Raw genomic sequence first — 349 nt, forward strand, 5'->3', positions numbered from 1 at the left:
ACACACTGATTCTTTTTTATTTACATTATTGCAGGCAGTGGGAAAATAGAAAGAAATCTTCCGAACATGACTGGGCATCGCCTGGGGTTACCGGTCACCATACTCAAAGCGGGCTGAAAGCCCAGCTTAATATCTTTATCTTTTTGTTGCATCATATTCATATTCATAAAATATTATTTAGAACATGTTCTAAATTTATCATTTCCCTTATCGTGGTTATCATTACAGTATTCAATAACAGCAGCATTATCTTTGAACGAGAAGTTTGCACCAAATTTCTATTGATGAGATTTTAGATAAAATTGAATATCTAACACAGATTATTGATGAAATTGATAAAGCAGCAGTT

At 33.0% G+C, this 349-nt stretch carries 1 protein-coding gene; it reads left to right on the plus strand.

The window, feature by feature from the left end:
* On the plus strand, positions 1 to 296 hold a 296-nt coding region (locus D0T85_RS22615), incomplete at its 5' end, for a hypothetical protein (RefSeq protein WP_203558563.1).
* Positions 297 to 349: the final 53 nt, after the last annotated feature.

Origin of the sequence: Bacteroides sp. 519 (assembly GCF_010500955.1) — a bacterium.
GTDB lineage: Bacteria > Bacteroidota > Bacteroidia > Bacteroidales > Bacteroidaceae > Bacteroides.